The organism is Roseibium sp. R5, assembly GCF_055755305.1.
Genome location: NZ_CM146910.1, coordinates 2,331,338 through 2,350,006, shown reverse-complemented (window position 1 = coordinate 2,350,006; position 18,669 = coordinate 2,331,338). Strand labels below are relative to the sequence as shown.

General features: G+C 55.2%; 27 protein-coding genes. 3 read left to right on the top strand and 24 right to left on the bottom strand.

The annotated features are described in order from the left end of the window. Positions 1-8: 8 nt before the first annotated feature. From AC0J4F_RS10910 to AC0J4F_RS10795, 24 genes are all read right to left on the bottom strand, one after another. Positions 9-1,646: a DUF935 domain-containing protein gene (locus tag AC0J4F_RS10910; protein ID WP_473026247.1), complete on the bottom strand. Its 1,638-nt coding sequence runs from the start codon at positions 1,644-1,646 to the stop codon at positions 9-11. Next, positions 1,640-3,295 carry a hypothetical protein gene (locus tag AC0J4F_RS10905; RefSeq protein ID WP_473026246.1) on the bottom strand — a complete coding sequence of 552 codons (1,656 nt, stop codon included), beginning with the start codon at positions 3,293-3,295 and terminating at the stop codon, positions 1,640-1,642. The genes AC0J4F_RS10910 and AC0J4F_RS10905 overlap by 7 nt, the downstream gene beginning before the upstream one ends. Continuing rightward, positions 3,292-3,885: a DUF3486 family protein gene (locus tag AC0J4F_RS10900; protein ID WP_473026245.1), complete on the bottom strand. Its 594-nt coding sequence runs from the start codon at positions 3,883-3,885 to the stop codon at positions 3,292-3,294. Before AC0J4F_RS10900 ends, AC0J4F_RS10905 begins: the two co-directional genes overlap by 4 nt. A 2-nt stretch (positions 3,886-3,887) precedes the next feature. After that, entirely contained in the window at positions 3,888-4,184 is a 297-nt protein-coding gene (locus AC0J4F_RS10895) for a VpaChn25_0724 family phage protein (protein WP_473026244.1), read from the bottom strand. Beyond that, positions 4,184-4,519, bottom strand: a complete 336-nt coding sequence (locus AC0J4F_RS10890) for a DUF2730 family protein (protein WP_473026243.1) — start codon at positions 4,517-4,519, stop codon at positions 4,184-4,186. Before AC0J4F_RS10890 ends, AC0J4F_RS10895 begins: the two co-directional genes overlap by 1 nt. Then, positions 4,519-4,776, bottom strand: a complete 258-nt coding sequence (locus tag AC0J4F_RS10885; RefSeq protein ID WP_473026242.1) for a hypothetical protein — start codon at positions 4,774-4,776, stop codon at positions 4,519-4,521. The genes AC0J4F_RS10890 and AC0J4F_RS10885 overlap by 1 nt, the downstream gene beginning before the upstream one ends. Next, complete coding sequence (locus AC0J4F_RS10880) at positions 4,727-4,957, bottom strand: hypothetical protein (protein WP_473026241.1); 231 nt, start codon at positions 4,955-4,957, stop codon at positions 4,727-4,729. The genes AC0J4F_RS10885 and AC0J4F_RS10880 overlap by 50 nt, the downstream gene beginning before the upstream one ends. A 6-nt stretch (positions 4,958-4,963) precedes the next feature. Then, positions 4,964-5,191, bottom strand: coding sequence for a hypothetical protein (locus AC0J4F_RS10875; protein WP_447235550.1), 228 nt, complete (start codon positions 5,189-5,191; stop codon positions 4,964-4,966). Positions 5,192-5,231: 40 nt separating this feature from the next. Beyond that, on the bottom strand, positions 5,232-5,888 hold the full coding sequence (locus tag AC0J4F_RS10870) for a peptidoglycan-binding protein (RefSeq protein WP_473026240.1): 657 nt from the start codon (positions 5,886-5,888) through the stop codon (positions 5,232-5,234). Positions 5,889-6,010: 122 nt separating this feature from the next. Beyond that, positions 6,011-6,721, bottom strand: a complete 711-nt coding sequence (locus AC0J4F_RS10865) for a hypothetical protein (RefSeq protein WP_473026239.1) — start codon at positions 6,719-6,721, stop codon at positions 6,011-6,013. A 1,093-nt stretch (positions 6,722-7,814) separates the two neighbouring features. Then, complete coding sequence (locus tag AC0J4F_RS10860) at positions 7,815-8,225, bottom strand: hypothetical protein (RefSeq protein ID WP_473026238.1); 411 nt, start codon at positions 8,223-8,225, stop codon at positions 7,815-7,817. After that, positions 8,226-8,852: a regulatory protein GemA gene (locus AC0J4F_RS10855; RefSeq protein ID WP_473026237.1), complete on the bottom strand. Its 627-nt coding sequence runs from the start codon at positions 8,850-8,852 to the stop codon at positions 8,226-8,228. Between the two features lie 3 nt (positions 8,853-8,855). Further along, complete coding sequence (locus AC0J4F_RS10850) at positions 8,856-9,107, bottom strand: gas vesicle protein V (protein ID WP_473026236.1); 252 nt, start codon at positions 9,105-9,107, stop codon at positions 8,856-8,858. A 1-nt stretch (position 9,108) separates the two neighbouring features. After that, a complete protein-coding gene (locus AC0J4F_RS10845; RefSeq protein ID WP_473026235.1) occupies positions 9,109-9,543 on the bottom strand; it encodes a hypothetical protein in 435 nt (144 codons plus the stop codon). Next, positions 9,540-9,806: a hypothetical protein gene (locus AC0J4F_RS10840; RefSeq protein WP_473026234.1), complete on the bottom strand. Its 267-nt coding sequence runs from the start codon at positions 9,804-9,806 to the stop codon at positions 9,540-9,542. Before AC0J4F_RS10840 ends, AC0J4F_RS10845 begins: the two co-directional genes overlap by 4 nt. Further along, complete coding sequence (locus AC0J4F_RS10835) at positions 9,799-10,188, bottom strand: transcriptional regulator (RefSeq protein ID WP_473026233.1); 390 nt, start codon at positions 10,186-10,188, stop codon at positions 9,799-9,801. The genes AC0J4F_RS10840 and AC0J4F_RS10835 overlap by 8 nt, the downstream gene beginning before the upstream one ends. Further along, the gene (locus tag AC0J4F_RS10830; RefSeq protein ID WP_473026232.1) at positions 10,185-10,826 is read right to left on the bottom strand and encodes a hypothetical protein; all 642 of its coding nucleotides are present in this window, start codon (positions 10,824-10,826) and stop codon (positions 10,185-10,187) included. The genes AC0J4F_RS10835 and AC0J4F_RS10830 overlap by 4 nt, the downstream gene beginning before the upstream one ends. Then, a complete protein-coding gene (locus AC0J4F_RS10825; protein WP_473026231.1) occupies positions 10,826-11,578 on the bottom strand; it encodes an AAA family ATPase in 753 nt (250 codons plus the stop codon). The genes AC0J4F_RS10830 and AC0J4F_RS10825 overlap by 1 nt, the downstream gene beginning before the upstream one ends. Before the next feature lie 93 nt (positions 11,579-11,671). Then, positions 11,672-13,063, bottom strand: a complete 1,392-nt coding sequence (locus tag AC0J4F_RS10820; protein WP_473026230.1) for a transposase — start codon at positions 13,061-13,063, stop codon at positions 11,672-11,674. Positions 13,064-13,100: 37 nt separating this feature from the next. Further along, a complete protein-coding gene (locus AC0J4F_RS10815; RefSeq protein WP_473026229.1) occupies positions 13,101-13,640 on the bottom strand; it encodes a DNA-binding protein in 540 nt (179 codons plus the stop codon). Next, positions 13,637-14,104, bottom strand: a complete 468-nt coding sequence (locus tag AC0J4F_RS10810; protein WP_473024663.1) for a hypothetical protein — start codon at positions 14,102-14,104, stop codon at positions 13,637-13,639. The genes AC0J4F_RS10815 and AC0J4F_RS10810 overlap by 4 nt, the downstream gene beginning before the upstream one ends. Next, positions 14,097-14,933: a ParB N-terminal domain-containing protein gene (locus AC0J4F_RS10805; protein WP_473024662.1), complete on the bottom strand. Its 837-nt coding sequence runs from the start codon at positions 14,931-14,933 to the stop codon at positions 14,097-14,099. The genes AC0J4F_RS10810 and AC0J4F_RS10805 overlap by 8 nt, the downstream gene beginning before the upstream one ends. A gap of 132 nt (positions 14,934-15,065) precedes the next feature. Continuing rightward, the gene (locus AC0J4F_RS10800) at positions 15,066-15,416 is read right to left on the bottom strand and encodes a hypothetical protein (RefSeq protein ID WP_473026228.1); all 351 of its coding nucleotides are present in this window, start codon (positions 15,414-15,416) and stop codon (positions 15,066-15,068) included. Next, positions 15,417-15,728, bottom strand: coding sequence for a helix-turn-helix domain-containing protein (locus AC0J4F_RS10795; RefSeq protein ID WP_473024660.1), 312 nt, complete (start codon positions 15,726-15,728; stop codon positions 15,417-15,419). Between the two features lie 138 nt (positions 15,729-15,866). Between AC0J4F_RS10795 and AC0J4F_RS10790 the strand changes: the two genes are divergently transcribed. From AC0J4F_RS10790 to AC0J4F_RS10780, 3 genes are all read left to right on the top strand, one after another. Further along, entirely contained in the window at positions 15,867-16,412 is a 546-nt protein-coding gene (locus AC0J4F_RS10790) for a helix-turn-helix domain-containing protein (protein ID WP_473026227.1), read from the top strand. Between the two features lie 209 nt (positions 16,413-16,621). Continuing rightward, positions 16,622-17,482: a TIR domain-containing protein gene (locus AC0J4F_RS10785; protein WP_473026226.1), complete on the top strand. Its 861-nt coding sequence runs from the start codon at positions 16,622-16,624 to the stop codon at positions 17,480-17,482. Between the two features lie 133 nt (positions 17,483-17,615). Next, a complete protein-coding gene (locus tag AC0J4F_RS10780) occupies positions 17,616-18,317 on the top strand; it encodes a hypothetical protein (protein ID WP_473026225.1) in 702 nt (233 codons plus the stop codon). Positions 18,318-18,669: the final 352 nt, after the last annotated feature.

The window sequence follows — 18,669 nt, the reverse complement described above, 5'->3', positions numbered from 1 at the left end:
TTGGCACGTCAATCCTCGTCGCTTACGTCACCAAGCCCACGGGCGATCGCTGTCAGCTGCGACAATGCCTTGCGCAATGGCTCGCTGTCCGGCCCGGCCGCTTCGAGCCGTTTGCGCACGTCTTCAAAGTCTGTTGCTTCAAGGATGACGCTGCGCAGCGGCGCAAGAAGCGGGTCTGTAACGGCTTCCCAATCGACTTGTCCGAACAGCCGATCGAACGCGTCTAAAGACTGCTGTGTTTCAGGGTCGGCAGAAAGGCCGGCGCAACTCGAACACGCGCACCCCGTTCCATGAGCGGACAACTGCGCGTCCTCTTCCGCCTCCGGATCCTCGGTGTCCTTGTCGTCCTTGGTCCTACGCTTTGGAGCCGGTTTCTTGTCCTCTGGCGTGTCGTCGTCCGGCGTGCTCGTTGCGGCGAGCTGCAGGATCTCGTCCTCTTGTGCCGGTTCGCTCAAGGCGAGCTTTTCCCGGATCTCCCGCTGGGCGACTTTCAGCCCAAGCGGTACCAGCGTGCCAAGGGCCTGAGACAGCGCATTGATGTCTTCCGGTTCGGCAACCGGGAAGGAAACTTGCGGATAGACCTCTTGCGGGCCGAAGTTGACGTTTACAAACGGAATGATCAGATCGCGGTTATAGGTCGCCGCCAACTGTTTGCCGTCTGCCTTCAGGATATCAAGGCGCACCTCGTTATGGATCTGCGCCTGCGCCATTGACGATCCATCGTCGGCCGTCATGGTCTGACCGACGACCATCTTGGACACTTGCCGATCGACATAATCCAGAAGCTCGCCAAAGACGGCGGAGCCGTGGGAACCTTCAACCTTATGGAACTCGATGTCCATGCCCTGCGGGATGATCGCAGCCGCGTCGTTGGCAATCGCTTTTACCGCCCGCAAGAGCGTCCGCTTGTCCTGGGCGCTGGCGCTGGAGTGATACCGGCCAACCCGGAGCGGGACACCGTAGATCTCGGAAAACGCAGCCCAGTCCTTCAGGCCGAAAGACTGGATCAGAAACGCCCAGGCGGCCGGACGGGCAAGACCCCGGCGCAGCGGGATCCCCGCCTTGGTGCGTGGCTTGTGAATGAGGAACTTTGCCGGTGGCAGGTCTTCACCGTCCAGATTGGTGTCAACGCCCAAGCGCAGCTCTGTGAGAGACTTGCGGTCAAACTGGAAGTAGCGCGGATCCCGCCACTTGAACTCAACCGGCCGGAGCGCGCGCCGCTCATATTCCCACATGATTTCGCAGACCGAATAACCCTTGCCGATCCCGTCCGTCAGTTCGCCCGTGGTCTCATTGATGTCCGCGCCTTCCATCAATTCCATCACGGCATCGGTGATGTGTTTCGGGACTTCATCCGACGCTTCGACAACCGGGGTCAGGCCTTCGATTGCCAAACGCCGCGTCTGGAGCTGGGAGCCATAGTGCAGGTACCGCTCTTCCATTTCCTCCGCGAGGGTCAGGTAAGCCCGGGCGTGACCGTTCTGTGCCTGAATGAGGATCTGCGCCAGGCGCTCGGGTGTCAGGCCGGATGCCTCACGATCCTCCGCCGTCCGACGCACGCCCATGATTTCCGGAGTGGCGACCTCCTGGGCAAGCACGGTCTTTTCGATCGGGCGGCCATACTGATCAACGAGACTTTTCACCATAAGGCCCTCCCTGTGGTCTGAAAGGCGCTGTCGGCAAGCGGGCTGTGCTCAAGCGCGTCTTCCCCGGCCATGTAGTCGTATTCCGGCACGTCCCGTTCGCTGGCAAAGTGGCCGAGCAAACACGCAATGCCCGCGTCGCCGTGGCGCTTGCGCCCGGCCTTGGCCTTGTCAAGGGTGCGCTGATCGCTCGGGACCTGCGCAACACCCTTGATCTGTTTGAAGGCGCGCAGATCGTTCAGCGTGTCGTCGTCACGCGGGATGGTGCGGATATCGCCGTCCTCAAAGGCGGCTTTGAACTTCGGCGTGTTGTCCCGGTACCAGCCTTGAGAGAAGTGAACCGGCTCGATCATGTGTTCGCCGAATTCCTGTTGCGTAACCTCGGCGAGATAGGCCCCGTTGCCGGTGGCATCCATCGCCCCACCGGAAAAGCGCGGCAGGCCTTTAATCACATAAAACAGGATCTGCTTTTGCTGTTCATAGGGAACGTTGCGAAGCTCGATCGTAAAGGGCGTGTCCAGGCGCACATCCCGCCCGATCGCAAACGGCCAAATCACACTGAGGTCGGCAACGCGCGCAAAGTCCTGACCGAACACATGGCGCTGGCGCTTGTCGAGATCCTTCAGGAGCGGCGCGACGTGATCTTCCAGCCAGTCGTCGATAAAGGAAATCCGATCGGCTTCAGGACGGAACACAAAATCATCTGGACATTCCAGACGCAGAACCGGAACGCCATCCGCCATGCGGGAGCGGATCAACGATGAAGGTAAAAACGTGCCGGAGCCCTTGGACGGAATACAGAACAGCTCTTCGTCAGCTGCATCGCCATAGTCGGCCAGGATGCTCGCCCGCCATTCAGCTTCCATCTCCGGGGTCCATGTTTGACCGGTCCTCAGACACACCCGCTGATAAAGGCCATCTTCAAGGGCATCATCAAAATCAAACCTGATGAGCGAATAGTTTTTCTTGCCCGTCCGGATGTCCTGAATGAGTTCGTTGAAGGCGTTGTCTTCCCCGTCATGAGTGGAGATGATGCAAACCTTACCGCCCCAAATCAGGAAGGCGAGCGCAGCCTTTAAAAGCTCTTTCAAATCGTCATGAAACGCAGCCTCATCGACAATGACAAAGCCCTGACGGCCACGCAACGACCGGGGTTTCGAGGTCAAGGCAACGATTTCAAAGCCGCTGGCAAACCGGATCCGGAACGCCTGAATGTGGCGGTCGGCACCGTCGCTGTCGGTGCCATCTGGAAACAGGAACTCCTCGGCGGCAAAGGCGATCTTGTTAAAGGCCTTGGCCCACATGCCGCACACGTCGATAAACTCGCGGGCCATGTCGAGGTTATAGCCGATGTACATGGTGTCCATGCCGCCAGCGGACCGTTTGGACCCAGCTGTCAGAACCGCTTGCGCACCAAGCGCCCAGGTGGCCCCGGTGCGGCGGCTCTTTTCGACAACGGTGACAGAATGTGCCGCAGTGGATTTGAGCAGCTGCTTTTGGTAGCCGAGAAGAACTTCCACATGATCAACATCGGCAAGCTCTTGCAGTCCATCCGGCAGGCTGTAAAGGGACGCAGAGCGCAGCTCGGCCCATTCCTCTTGGGTGATGGCCCGGCCGGTTCTGAACTCGCTTTCCTGCGGCTCTATGCTCATTCCTCAAGTCCCAAGATGTCGGCCTTGATGGAGCGGACTGTATCGGGCGAGAACCCTTCCGCTTTGGCGACCTTATCGACCGCAGCTTCCGCCGCCTTGGCATAGTCCTTTTCAACCTGCGCCCGGCGCTTGGTCGAGATCCCTTGTGCGGCAGCGGCGGACTTCAAAGCGTTTGCAAGGTTCATGGCGGATTTCGGATCAAGGCCGCTTTCGCCCGCATCGGTCAAAAGCTCAAACACGAGTGTCTTTATGGCTTCAGAGGCGATCAGGGTTAGATCGTCGGACGCTTCTGCATCAAAGCTCTCGGCGATGCTGGCGGCAATGGCGCGGGTGTCTTCGAGGCGGCGTGTCAGGTGGGCCTGTTTGATCGCATAGCGGTTGAACGCGGAAAACGACGGGATCGTGAATTCAAGTTCGCCGCGATACTCCTTTTGCAGGCTTTCCAGTTCGCGGTAGAAATCCTCGTAGATTTCCGTTTGGGTCTTGTCCCGGCCGCGCAGATCCCGTGCCGCATCTGCAATGATGTGATCGCACTCGGGCGGGAGTTTCTCGATCGAGGACAAGCGGCCCCGGCCGCGACGCGGAGCCATGGTCAGTTACCGATCGACGGTTTCAGAACACCGTCCAAAAACGCCCGGCGCTCCACATGATCAAGGCCCGGCTGTTTCAGTTGAGCAACGAGAACAGACCCGACCTCAAACAGGTTGACCGCGCCCAGCTCATTCAGCTTGCGCAATTGGGTCCGGATGTAGTCCCGGCTCTTGGTATGACCAAAGGCCTGCAGGAGATGCGCAACCAGTGTTTCATTCAGGCGGTGGTCGTTTTCATCCGCCAAACCCTTGAGAATGATCAGGCGAACGTCCTGCGCGGAGTGTTCGGCGAAATCCATCACTTGCCCCCATTGTTGAGAAGAAAGTCGTCAATCCGGGTCGCAATCCGCTCCACCGCTGTCAGATTGGCCGACAGAGTTGCAATGTCGCCGCTGACTTGGGTGAGCTGGAGGTTCAACGCATGGAAGTCTTCACGGGTCGGCTGGTTCTTCATCACCGTTTCAAGGTCTGAGATCCGACCATGTAACTCCGCATTGACGGCCTGAAGCTCGGCGATCTTGTCGGCGTTTGCCTTGGACGGCCGGGTCAGCCACGTATGCAATGTGGCAGCGGATGCCAGCACAACAGCAATGATACCGAGCACCCCGTCGAGGGCCTTGATGTAGTCGAGCATTACGCCCCCGCTCTTTGCGCTGCGATCGCAATCTGCGGTCCGCATAGCGCGCGCCATTTGGCATTATGAATTTTGGCCTGCCGGATGCTTTCCGGAGTGTCATCCTTGGACCAGTAAAAGGGTTTGCTCGCCCCGCAATAAACCAGCGGAAGGCGGTCCTGTTTTTTGTCTTTCGCGGAAACCGTCACGACATCCGGGACCGGCCCGTCATTTTCTCCGGAACCCGTCGTCATCATGCAGCCGGTCAGGATGAGCATTGAGCTCATGCTCCATACCAAGCTCAGCAGTGCGGGCTTTTTGAAGGGCATTGGTAGCCTCCGTGAAAAACGCGGCGACCGCCTCAGCGCGGCCACCATTACGGATCTGCCGCTCCCGCATGCCCGCAGAAACTTCCCGAAGGAACCCAAACAAAGCACCGAGAGCGGAAATCCACTTCATGGCAAATCAGCCTATTCGACTGGTTGCGGTGACCCGGCCGTAGATGGCCAGAAGCCCGCCAGCCACAACGGCAATGCTGTCCCAGGCGGCAAGCGCCTGGTCGTACAGCCCGATGAGGTCTTGTTGGTCTGTAGCGGTGATTTCAAAACCGAATAGACCGGCAAGGCTGGCGACGATCGCGATCACCGCGCCCCAAAAGGTTTTCGACTTGAAGAGAGATTTCGTGCTGTTCATTTTCGAGGTCCTGAAGTTGGTTGGCTGGAGTTGGTGGCGCTTACCGTTTGGAGGCCGATGCCTTCAGCGCCTTGCGGGTTTTGGGTCCGACAATCCCGTCAGCAACGAGGCCTTGACCGCGCTGGAAACTTTGCACAGCACGGCGGGTTCGCGGACCAAAGTCACCGTCGATCGCAAGACCATGGCCGAGCTTGAAAAGCTGCTTTTGAAGATGTTCAACGGCAGGCCCTTTATCTCCAATCCGCAGCATGCGCTGGGTCAGGGCTTCCATCTGATCGGAGACAAAGGGTACGGATGTGGAAGACGCCGGATTGTCGTCTTTCCGGTAGAGCTTCCACGGCAACTGGAAGTGCGGACCATCAAAGAAGCTGTTCCAATCGCCGCCCCATTCGATCGGTATGCCGAGTTCTTCAGCCGCCTGTTTCATGGCGTCGGCAATCCGGTAGTAGAGCGGCACTTCCCAAGACACTCGGTTTCCGACCATCGCAACCACATCAACGGCATGGCCCGACAAATGCCGGGAGTTTAAGGTCTTGGAGGCACCGCGCCGGACAAGCTCCCGCTGCCGGGAAAGGGTGCGAACACCTTCGGTGATTTGAAACGGCTGGCCCGTGATCTCGGCCGCGCGCAAGACAACCCGCACTAGATCCGGGTGCACGCCCTTAAGTCGGTTAAGGCTCGTCTTGGTGAGTTTCATAGGGCCTAATCCTCAAAATGGGAACGGCCCTAAAGATCGCGGTAATGGGAAAAAGAAACGGGGCTGACAGGTGTCAGCCCGCAAGGCGTGGGGGGAAATCTGAACGTAGACTGAAGCGCGTTTTACGACTTGTCAAATGGCAAATTTGGGACCCATTTAATGAGTGCATCCAGCAGCTTGGCGGCTGAGTTAGAAAGATTTGCTACTCGGTCACTAAGCTTTCCTATGGCGCTCCAAGTCAATTCTTTTTTTGCGTTGGCGACGATACTGCCAGGTATTTTGTCAAGTCCGGTGTCGTCGTCTGGATTAGTGTAGATACTAAGGCATCCAATAGCCGCCAGAACCTGGGCGACTCGACTGTCCTTTAGAACAGGGTCGTTGATTCCTCTCAGGCATTCGGACAATTCTGTGAGAGTCTCATGTAGTTCTCTCAACAAGTCGAAAAAATCAGGAGTTTGCATATCGCGGCTGCGCGGTATTTCTTGCATTGTCACTGCAATTCCTAGTCCGCTTTCTCCCAAATCCGAGACATCTGTTGCTCCGGACTGCGGATCAAAAGCAAAATGCTCGACGGTACCGGAAAACTCTTTTTCCAGGAAATATGTGAGAATTATCTCAGAAATGTCACGTCGATCACCCTGCACAGGGATAATTTGGGTGATAGAGCCCTCAACATTAGAAAAATCTTGGGTCACTAAGCCCGGCAGATCCTTGGCAAGATCAAAACTTCCATTGTGATCAACACTAATGACTTGGAAGCCGCTTGCGGGGCGTATCATTTTACCATCTCGCCCAAAGAGTGCCTCTGTTGTAATACCAACTAGTGTTTTCATTTTATACCTGTCAGCGGATCTCTAAAGTTGTTTGATGTTAGCACTAGAACAACTTACCCTGACTGTCATCTTCGTCCCGCAACCGTGCACGCATGCGGAATGCGGCGCGTTCTGAAAGGCCAGCGCGGCGGGCGGCTTCGCGGGTACTGGTGCCCGCTTCCAGTTCGACGAGAAGGAATTGATGTCCTCAAAAAAGGCGTTTTATAATTATCAGATTGGATTTGATGGCCGCCAACATACTTCAGAGACTAACTCACCAAGCGTCCGGTTAGTGGCACTAGTCTTTGGCACAAAAAAGATAGTTTGTACGACCAGAAATGAACTGGCATGTGAACGGCAGAGTACCTGATAAGTCTCCACCGCCTATCGAACCGTTTTGACTATATGGAAGGCCAAATGTTTGAGAGTGCCCATTTGGCATATCGATGTTATGGCAAGCAGAAACAGTATAACCGGCTGGACATTTGTGCTCATTTGCGGACTTTGCATTGAATATGTAACGCATCTCTTTTGCAGCGCAGATGGCTACTATCTTGTTCGCGCTGCATGGATTTGAAGTACAAGTCTGGCCGTTTGCTGTTATATTGATTCCGCAACCTGGGTGTCCGTCGCTGCCATAGCTGTGGCAACCCACAACTCTAGTTCCAGGGTCACAGGTTACAGATGCGGCCACACCACCGGGTGCGATAGCTGACTTGATATTTCGTCCTTGCATGTTTGGTTGACAAATCATCTGAGCACGAAATGCCGGTAAAGGCGAAGCACCATCTATACACCCGCCCATGTAGCACGAGGTTCCATCTTCACTATGCCCGCTTTCGCATAGGTATGTTCTTTTATTGCCAAAGTTGGAGATCCCTGTAGTGCTGAACTGCAAGCATTGGCTTGATTGGGTACCACTGGGACAATAAAGGTTTTTGGCTTTGCTGGACTTAAATTCGTGCCTAATCCAACTACTCTCTGCGCCGATAGCTGGAATTGAGAACAGTACGGCTATCAAAAATAGAATTAATCTCATTGAAAATCCCCTAGAGCAAAACGAATACCGCCGAGGGCAAGTTACAGTGTAGAAATGAATAGCACCCCTAATAATTTATTTAAACAACTTTCCCTGACTGTCATCCTCGTCCCGCAACCGGGCGCGCATACGGAACGCGGCACGTTCAGAAAGACCCGCGCGGCGAGCGGCTTCGCGGGCGCTGGTCCCCGCTTCCAGTTCCATCGCAAGCCGCTTTTGAGCCTTGGCAAGACATCCGGCCGGGCCGCGTGGTATGACCACATGCCGGGCACCCGCTTCCCGGCCATCAGGTGACAGGATCCGGAAATGATCACAGATCTTGTCGGCGGCATTCCTGCCGACCAGCTCAACCAGCCAATGACCGTCCGGAGCACGGGCCGGGATTGATACGCGCGTGCCGCCGACCCGCTCGGCGATCGCCATGGCGACCCCGATATCGGTGATGTCGGCGATCTCGCCGAGCAGGCCGGGCAGCTGGTCACTCATTCAAGCGGCCTTCCTCATGCGCCGGTAGTTTTCCCCGAGCTTGTTCATCGCCTTGATCCAGTCGCCGTCGCTGAGCTGGTCCGGTGTTTCCTTACCACTGACACAGCGCAGCAGCTGCTCAAGAGAACCGGACGGGTGACGATCCCGTTTCACAAGCTCAGTCCAGATGTGCAGGCAGATCTGGAAGCGGTGATCGTTCAGAAGCGGATGCCGGTCTCTGTCGCTGGTGAACAAGGTTTCATTGCCTGTCTCGCGCCGGAACCAGATCTTCAGGGCATCAATCGCCTTGGCCGCGTCTTCGTCTTTGGACAGAAACCGATGATGATCAAGGCGGGTCTGGCGCTTCAACCAAACAATCATGGCCTTGTTCGACTTGTTGGTGACCACCCCGAGATTGTACCCGGCGATCCAAAGGGCCTGCAGCTTCTTTGCAAACTTGCCGGTCGCCACCGGGCGGTACTCTGCCGGCACAAGCTTCTGAAGCTCCGAAATGACCGTCAGGCGTTGGTATGAGGTCATGTCTTTGGATGACCGGCTACCGGTGTGCTTTTCGAGAAAGGCACGGTAGGTGTCATCATCCAAACCGGCTTGGCTTTTCAGGACGTGGATTTTCGCGATCGCTGTCATGCTTCAATCCTTGTAAGGAAGCCTGCCTTGCATCTGCCCACCAACGGCACCGGCATCGCCGAGCGGTTGGTGTTGTGGCTTTTGGAAAGCGGCTAATTCACGCTTTAAAAGTTCGTTTGTAACCGCCTTTAACTCGGCCTGTTCGGCCATCAATCCGGGCCGAAGTTGAACCCTGCGCGACAATCTGGTCCGCCAATCGCGCAGGGTTTGCGTCTCACTCAACTCGTACTCGGACGGTCTTGTGAGGCGGGCCATGTCAGGCCCTCTTGCTGTATCTTGGTTCAGGACGGAACGGCGCTGGTTGAGCTAACGAACGCTCGAAGGCAGCCGCTGACGGGTCGCCCATTAACAGTGCTGTCAGATCACACGGATGATCCGGTACCGGCTTGCTTTTGGCTGCTATCGTGCGAAACCGGCGAGGTTGCCACTTGGTTGGTGACACAGGCTCCGGGATCTCAACCGGCTTTGGCTCTGAGCGTGCGGCAACAGGGGCCGCGGCGGCGGCCGGATGGGGTTCAGGCATAGAGACTGAGACCCCAAAGGTTGCAAGGATCTCTTTGTATTCGACATCAATACGCTGCGCCGTCAGGCCGAGTTCCTGCCCTATGAATGCACTCTCTTCACCGAGCAATACGTATCCGATCAGCAGCGCCTGCTGCCGGTAGGAGAGCGGTGCAAGGCCCTTGCTCATGCTGCCCCCCCGTCGCTGGAGGGAACTGGACGAAGTCTGACCTTGGGAAACGGAATGACGTTTTCGGCGCTCAAGTCCACAACCACGTGATCGGTCGGGAAAGGAATGATAGCTGGCTTTGCTTCCATGCCTTCGGCCCGTTCGGCGGCTTCCAGAAGCCTTTCACCAAGGCGCTTGGTGAACTCCTGCAGCCGGTCATGCTCTTGGGTTTGTGCTGCCGTGAAACACATGTATCCAAAGTGGATGAGGTCGGTGCTAAGCATCGTTGCCCCCCGTGTTTTTCAAGCGGGAATGTGGGCAACCGTTTCGGCATGCCCGATAGACCTTCGTGCGAAACGGATTGGTCACAGCGCGGGGTTTCCCTTGCCAGTCCAGACAAACATTGCGGGCGATCTTTCCTTGCACCGGGCACGTCACAGTCTCGCCCATAAGGGCTCCACGAACCTTGTCGGCTACCTTGTCGATATCGCCCCGGTACTTGTTGCCAATGGCTTGGCTGATAGCGGCTGTTGAATACCCGATCCGCTTTTCGCATCCACGCAGGCCGTCCCGATCGGCAAGAGCTGCAAGTTCCCGGACCCAATCCGGCAACCCGGCACCCCAAGCCAACTCAGCCTTCTCAATCATTGTGAGTGCTTGGGTCATGCCGCGCACTCCTCGGCGACAGCCCCACCGACGATTTCCGACCGGTTTTGATCCCAAACAACTTTGGTCGCGAGGATCTTTGGCGCTCTTGGTCCAGTATTCATGGATGGCTTTAAACGCCAGATCCGGGTCAGGTTGGCACCGCCTGGGCGAAGGATTTGAAGATAACCAGCTGCCGCCAGACGCTTCGCATAAGACCCGGCTGTCACCGACGACACTTCAGTTTCGGGGATGGTGGCTGCGACGCCAAGTTCATGCTTGTCGAACTGCGGAAGCAATCGCATTGCATTCCACATTTGCTGATTGCGAAGGCCTTGGGTGCCGTGGGATCCATCCCGGTTTATGATCGGTGTCGCGGACGGACGCTTCAGGAGGCGATAGACATATTGGGTGCAGTACCCTCCCCGGTCGATCGGCACTTTCTCAGTGTCGACCACCTCAATGTAATCGGCTTTTGCAAGCCGTTTAACAAAGTCCGAAATTGAATAGTCGTCCCGGTCATTGCTTCGAAGGGCAACTTCCCGGACCGTGAAATGACTGTCGTTCTTGCCGAGGTCCCGGATCACGCTCCAATAGTGATCGTGTCCCCGGTAAATCGGTTTGCCAGCTGTGACTGTCAGTTCAAGTTGAATGGACATTACGCGGCCCTCCGAATGCGGCGGGGTGGCTCGCCTGTATAGAACTCAGAGGCGTGGAACTGTACTTCCGTCAGTTCATCGCAACCAAGGTTCTTGGCCTTGATCTTCATGGTGTTGAAGTTCACCGCCAGACGGCGTGCGCGGCCTTCGCTCTTTTGCAAAGTGGATTGGATCAAGCCTTCGGAAAGGCTCACGCCGGGACAGTAGATTTCAGCAAGGGCGTGGGCGTCGGAGAGGTCGCAAGGCTCGGCCGGAACCCATTGCAAAACCCGGTTGTGAACCCGCTCCACTTTCTGGAGTTTGGCCGGGAGTTGTTCTTCACCGATGAGAAGCAAGGGAACCTGACTGTGTTCCTGCAGCTCGCGGATCAATTCCAGCATGCCTTTGTCGGCGAGCTTGTCGGCTTCGTCTATGATAAGAGGACGGCCGATATCATCGCCGAGGGCCATGATGGCTTGCTTGGCAAGTTCCGGTATGACTGTGCTTTTTGGTAGGTCCACCCCCAACTCACTGAGGAGGTTCTGCAGAAGGGTCTTCCGGGTCCAGCTGTCACCGACTTCAATCACAGCTGCGTTGGTCATGTTCTGTGCGAAGATGGCGGCGAAGGTCTTGCCGTAACCGCTGTAGCCGTGAAACACGCCGATGCCTGGGAGATGGGGAGCGCGCCCGCGCAGCTCTTCCACCAACGTCATGAAGCGCCAGACGTTCTGAAGCTTGGCGAGACCGCCGCCATTGACATTTTGAGAGTTCATGATCATTCTAATCCTGTCTGATCTTGATTTTCGGCTCTGAGAGTTGCAGCTCTCAGGGCCATTTTCTTTGCCCATCCGATGGGTACGCGGGCGTTACAACTGGTTTGCTTGGTTGCTGTGTTCCTCCATCAATTTCCGGGCGCGATATTCGCCGCCGGACTGGTATCCAGTCAGCCAATGGGCGTCCTTTTCCGAGAGCTGCTGACCGTCTTTGATCCGGTCCTCTAGCTGGCAGGCACGCAGCCAACGGCGCTCCGGTGTGTCGAGAGTGTTGAGGGGTTCCGGTGCTGCCGTTCGGTCCGCCATTGGATTGCTGAACTTCGCCTTGACCGCTTCTTCAGCCGTGCTCAACGGGCGGGGTGATGGTTTCCGGCTAACAGTCTTGGCCGCTTCAATGGCAGGCGTGGTGTGCCCCTCCTGACGACCGGGGAACGAAACGATATCGGCGTTGTGCTGGGTGGCTCGTTTTTCCGCTTCCATGATGGTGCGCGGGGTGACTTCGCGGCGTGCCTGTTGGATCGGTTTTGCAAACTCTCGATAGATTGCGTTCTGCCGGGCGCGAACCTTTGCGATGGTTTCGACCGGATCAAGACCGGCAAGATCCGGACAAACCGCTTCACCCAGGTAGGTTTCGCCATCCGGCTCAAAGAGCCAGATCCGCCCAAGGTCATCGGGGTTCTGGCGGCAAAACACCTGCGTGTCCGGCATGACATCAATGGACAAGTAGAACTCGCCATTGATCCGGACGCCGTTCTTGGTGACGGTCCGGATCCCATCCTTGCCTATGGCTGGCGCCAGAAGGACGCGCAGGGTTTCTTCTGACGGTGCTGCGCGGACCGGGTCCGTCCAAGCTGCGGCCACCTGCATGGGTGACTTGCCCTTCAGGCCTGAATGGGCGCGGAAAGCGTATTTCTGATCCGCCCACCAATCGGCGTGGTGTTGAAGCTCGGCAGCGGTTAGATCGACACTGAAAAGAACATCATCTTGAAGGCCGAGACGGGCGTGGAATGCCTTGCGGCTCTCAATCACCTTCCGATCGGAAACACTATGGCCGATGAAGCCTGGAAGCGTGGCGGAACAGTCCCGTTGGAACGTGCCAATGACGCGTTCGACAGTTCCTTTTTGCTCGGGGCTGTAGGCTGCTGAAACATCAACCTCAATGCCGAGGTTGTCCAACAATCGCGTGGTGGCCCGCGCCTTGAAGTCGGACCCGTTATCGGTCTTTAGGATCTCCGGAACACCCCAAGCCAAAAGGCTCTTGCGGATCATCAAGCCAACAGCTGCTGCACGCGGTGTTTCGCTGACAAGGATCTTCACGCGCCGCGAATAAAGGTCAATGCATAGGTAGAGGTTGCGGCGACCATCTTTGGTCATAACGTCGGATGGCGAGGCGTCGATTTCCCAAACTTCGTTTAGTCGATCGACACGCTGTCCGCCTGTGGCCACCATGCGGACGGTAGACTTGTATTTGTCCGGATTGGTCATCCGCAACAGCTCGTTGCGGTGCTCATGTTTCCAGCCTTTAAGAGCGTTTTGAAACGTCCTTAAAGGGGGCATTGCTTTCCGGGTTTGCCCTTTGACCGTTGCGACCAGGACAGACGGTCCATACTTGGCGATCGCCGCATTGCGGATATGCTCGGCGCTCAAGAACCCATTCGGGGAGCGGCACCTTGCCGTCGTCAAACAGCTGGCAGAAGAGATGATCAGACCCCGACGCGCCGAGACCGCTGGTCTTGCAGAAACGGTCCGCAACCTTAAGCAGGATCAACCGGGCATCGCGGGTGCTGAGTTCGCGGCGGTTCAATTCGTTGGTGGTTTCAGTCTCGTAGTCTTCGCGCTCAACCCGAACGAAAGTCCCAGCATATTCCAGCCGCTGCGGGAGCGGGAGCAGGTCGATGTGGTATTCAAGCCCGCCGCCGCCTTCGCGGCCCTGCCGCTTGCGCGCAAGCGGGCTGTCGGCCCAGCACTCACGTTCGGCGGCCTTTTGAATGCCGCGTTTGGACGCCGGAAACCCGTCAAGCTTGAGGTCGGCGATCTCCTGCGCTGTCAGCCAGAGTTTCATCGGGACCCCCACGCTTTTGCCTGGAGGGTTCTCTTGAAATTGGAGACCTGTTTTTCGTGATCTTCGATCAGGGCGAGGGTAATGACATTTTCGTATTTCGCGGGAACGACCTTCAGATCGAAGTCATCGGCAAGAAAGCCCAGCAGCTCGGTCTTACCGGTCGCGCTTATGAGCGCAATGAACCGCTCCACTGTGATGTTGTTGTCGAGCTTGGCTTCGCTGGCATAGGCGTCCAGCGTTGCGACGGTGACCTTGTGACCCAGGCGATCGGTCATTGCGGCCGCGATCTCCTCCCGGCTTTTGTCACACTCCTTGAGGGCCTTCGAAACGGCGCGGCTGATCCGGGAGGCGAGCCGGGTGCCCGGGATGGCGTTCGGCTCAAACCCGACGGCTACCTTCGGCGGTGTCCAATCGAGGAACATGTCCGGGGTAAGGGTGTCTTTTGGGGGGCGGCCTCTACGCATCGAGCCAGCCCTCTTTTTTCACAAGAGTGATGATGTCTTTCTTGTGATTGCGGAAGACGGCGAACCGCGCGGCGCGGGGCAGGCTTGGCAGAATGTCACCCACCCGCTTGAGCAGTTTTTCGGTGTCTTTCTCCGGCGGTCTTCCCGACAAAAGCAGTTTTGCGTCGGCAATCGAGCCAGCCTTTGGAAGTTCACCCAGAACAAGGTCCAGGACCTTCGCTTGCGCGTCGTGGTCCAGTTCAGCCAGCGCTTTGAGGTCGGACTGTTTGTCTGCGAAGGCGGTTCCTTTCAACCGTTCGCGGGTGGCGGACGACAGACCCTTGTAGATCTGTACAGCGAGGGCAATTGAGCGCCATGAAAGGCCGGTGCTGTCTTCGGCATTCTGGCAAAATGCAAAAATTGCAACTTGCCTCTTTTCACCGCCCGTATGCTGATTTCCGCGCTTGCCGCCATGCTTTGTCTGCGGGTGCAGCGCCTCATAAATGCGTTTCAATTCAAAAAGAGCTTCACAGCGCTCCAGGGCGTTGAAATCCTTGCGGCCAAGGTTTTCCAGGATCTCATGCAACCGCAGCTCTTCTGCGGGCTGGTCGGTCGTTGGGGTAAGAACCCGGCAGGCGATCTCTTTACGCTTCAAAAGCTTGAACGCTTCGAGGCGGTGTTCACCAGCGACCAGCCGGAAGCGCTCCCCTTCAGAAACAACGTCGATTGGGGTTTTGTGCCCTGCCTCTCGGATCATGTCGGCGAGCGTTGCAGCCCAATCCGGATCCACCGGGCGCAGCCGGGTCTCTGGAACATCGATAAGTGAGATTTTGATTGTTGTGTCGGCCATCGAACATACCCCTTGAAAGCCGTTCAAAAAGACCGGGCGGCAGGAGCGACCTGGTGGTCCGCCCGGTAAGTTGGGGAGGAACGCAGCATCTTGGTCAGAGGCCACGCAAAGCGGCAGCGCCGCATCCCACCACTAAGCCGCAGGTGGCGCGGTTCCCCCGGCGCCCGGATGTGCGGTGGGCGCAAAGGGAATTTCAAAGGGCGTGGAAGCTGGAACAGCATGCCAGCGGGAGCCGACGCCAGCGCGATTGAACTGGTTTGCGATCCGCTGCGCGGTCAGTCGGTTTTCATAGACAAAGGCATCACCTGGAAAGAGGCCGGTTTCCCCAACGATGAGGTCTCCGGTCTCAGTCGTGACGAACGAAAACACGCCGGTGAAGAAATAGAAGATGCCGGATTTGGCAGTTTTCGCCAGGATGTAGCCAGACGCCGGTGTGTGGGCTGGTGTCTGGGCTGGCGGGCTTAGGTGCCAGGACGTGGCCATTTATGCCGCCTCCCTGTCCACGGACGCCGGCCGTTTTGGCCTAGCGGCATAAGTCGCATATTTGCTATCAAGGATTCGGGCGGTCGTCTTTGGATAGCGGCCTGGAAACAGTTTCTCTTTGGGTGTTTCGAGAAAGTCCGCAATGGCTTCCTCGGCCCAGGCAAGCGGGCGTTTCCAGACGTGGGACATGGACTTGGGATCCTTGCCGTTCGCCTCAGCGAGCTTGGCCATTGTCATGTGCTGGCGATGCAGCTCGGCTTTGATGGAAAACGGATCCCAGCCACCTTTGGGAACCTGTTTAGGCTTGGCCATAGCGGGTGCCTTTCGTGAAAACGGTTTGTTGCAGCAAGCCGTTTTCTTTGGGTTTTGTGTGTAACCAGTCGGGCCGATCAGTCGGGCCGATGAGAGAAGGTATATACCCGAATGGGTTTTTTGTAAACTCCCGTACGGGTGTTATTGGTGTTAATATTGGCGAGACCTGAGAAACGGCCTGAAACGCCATTGGCAGAGCGTCTTCGCGCTGTGCGGCGTGCTATTGGCGATCCTGATCGGGACGTGCTTGCTTCAAAGCTGGAGATAAGCCCTAACAGCATGTCCCGTTATGAGCGGGGCGAGCGGGAGCCAACCTTCTCGGTGTTTGAAGCTTTCAATAAGAAGCTTGGGGTAAACCTTAATTGGCTTCTAACCGGGGCTGGAGAGATGTTCGCAGATGCTTCGGCTATTCCGTCGGGGCCGAGGTTTTATACGATTAAGCCAGACGTGTTCCGCGCGGTCGGACGCTTGGTCACTAGCCTCCACAAAGCTGAAGGCATAACCCTCCCGCCAGATGCACTCTTCGACGAGCAGTCAAGCGCGTACAACACCTTAATTGGGAAGGCCGAGGATCCGTCAAACTCGGACGAACTGACCAGTCTGCTGCCCTGGCTGGAAGGTCAGCTTAAAAAGCAGCTGTCAGCTGCCCGAATAGAACCGGGGACCGGTAAACGCGAGGGTTGATAGTAATACAATTATCGATTGCATCATGTGCGCATTTACGTCAGTCAAGTGCAATGGTTAATTGATTTTTCGTGTTGCGCAGTCATGTAGGATAGTTCGATATCGTTTTAGTATTGGTAACAACTACTATGCGCCCTTGTTCGGTGAAAGACGCTAATAATGGCACCTCAGATGATAGCGTTACCAATCGAGTTTTGAGAAGTTAAACTATGCAAGCTATCACCCCACCATCCCATTCTCGCAAAACCATATTAACAGCAGCAGCTTTGCTCAAAGCCCTCGGGCACTCCGGGTTTGATCAATTTTTGATGGAGCTTGGTTTACCAGACAGAAATGTCGGCCTAGGGTCTGGATTAATGGCTAGGTCAAATTCGTTAGCAAAACACGCCCTTGAGCATCCGACAGCCCGAACAGCAGAAGGACAAATGCTCGAAGCCGCGATAGTGGAGAAAGCTTGGGAAATCTATCATTCTGGAGTTCTTCACAATATTAGACCTGAAGACCGGGATGCTTTCCATTTGGCAGCTTCCAGCAATGGTATCGTGGGCGCTGTTACCAATCCTAGTCGACCCGGAGCATCTCAATCAGCTGCGACTGTTAAACCTAAAACATCATCAAATGGATCCTCGGATTCTAAGGCAAATAAACGCGTCTTCATCGTTCATGGCCATGATATTGAAATGCAACAAACAGTAGCGCATTTCGTTACGAAAATTGGTTTGGAACCCGTTATCCTCGCAGACCAAGTGAACGGCGGAAAAACAATTATTGAGAAATTCGAGCACAATGCTGATGTAGGTTACGCAATAATCCTCCTATCGCCAGATGACCCTGTATCATCATCACATCGCGCTAGGCAGAATGTCATCCTTGAATGGGGGTACTTTATTGGTAGGCTTGGTCGCACTCATGTGTGCGCTCTTAAGCGTGGCGTAGTTGAACTACCGTCAGACATTATTGGAATTGTGTGGCAGGTATTTGATGATAACGGAGGATGGAAAAGGTCTCTTGCCAACGAATTGGATGCGGCAGGGCTAAAGATCGACAAAGATGCTGCATTAAAAGGATAGATAGGCTTACCTAAGTTCCCTTTCCCACCAGATCAGCAGGCGTGAACCACACAGATTTGCATAAAGAACCATACGGAACTCTAAAAAACATGCAAACATTGTTGAAGATCTAAATTAGAAATTGGGATTTTTTATGAATGTAGATTTGGAAGATATTGTTTCATCAAATCCGAAAACGATAAACAACTGGGCTGATTTGCTTTGGAAGGCCTTAACATTTCTTAAGCGCAAAGACCTCACTTCAAAGGAAAATAGGTTCAAAATAATATTAAAGATATACGACTGCATTCAGAACCAACATATTGAATATACAGAACTATTTTTAAGTCTTGCAAAGAATGTTGAAAAACATACAGCAAACGCCCAACGTCTCAAAAGGGTTATTGATGAACCTGACCAAGCACCCGCAACCTCGGACCAAATAACCACTGATATTGAAGCAGCAAAAAGGACGTTCTTTAAGAAACGGGAAGAGGGATGGATCGAAAGAAAGCTTATTAAGTTTGAAGTTAATGCGCAACTAGAAGCATGTCGGGATAAATGGGAGCAACAATTTCTGTATTTGTGCCTGTTATATTATGCAAATTTGGATGAGTACGAAATAGCTCAATTCGAAAATCAAATTGTTTTAGAAACTATGATTGAGAGTACGTTAGAGGATAGCGCAGTACACACTTGGAATTCTCCTTCTTATGCATTGGCAGATGAGATTGCAGAAAAAAACGACCCAGATGAAATACTTAAGTGCACCAAATCTGCGGTAGATCGGCTAAACAGGCGTTATTTTGGTATTGTGAAAAGTTACCAAAGGCTCAGATATGAATGGGCAACTTAACTGATTTCATCTGTTTATGGTTCATGCATGGAACCGCCAAAATCAGTATAGACCGTCAGAGTAAGCGGATGTGATTTTGCTCAGTCGACGGTCTTAAACGCATTAATTCGCATAATGTGTGTTGTGGAAAATTTAGTTCCTTGAGTTCCCACCTCTTGATGCTAGCTTGGGAACTCCGACAGCAAAACCAGCAGAAATCCGCTGAAAACACTGTGGTGCGAACTCTCACCAAAGTTTGCGAATTGGTTCCCATCTTGAATTTGCGCGGTCGCTGTTTTCACTAGGTAATTTCATGTGGCGCAAAATGGACCTCCGACCTCCCGTCGTTTTGTGCCAAATGAAGTTGCGCGGC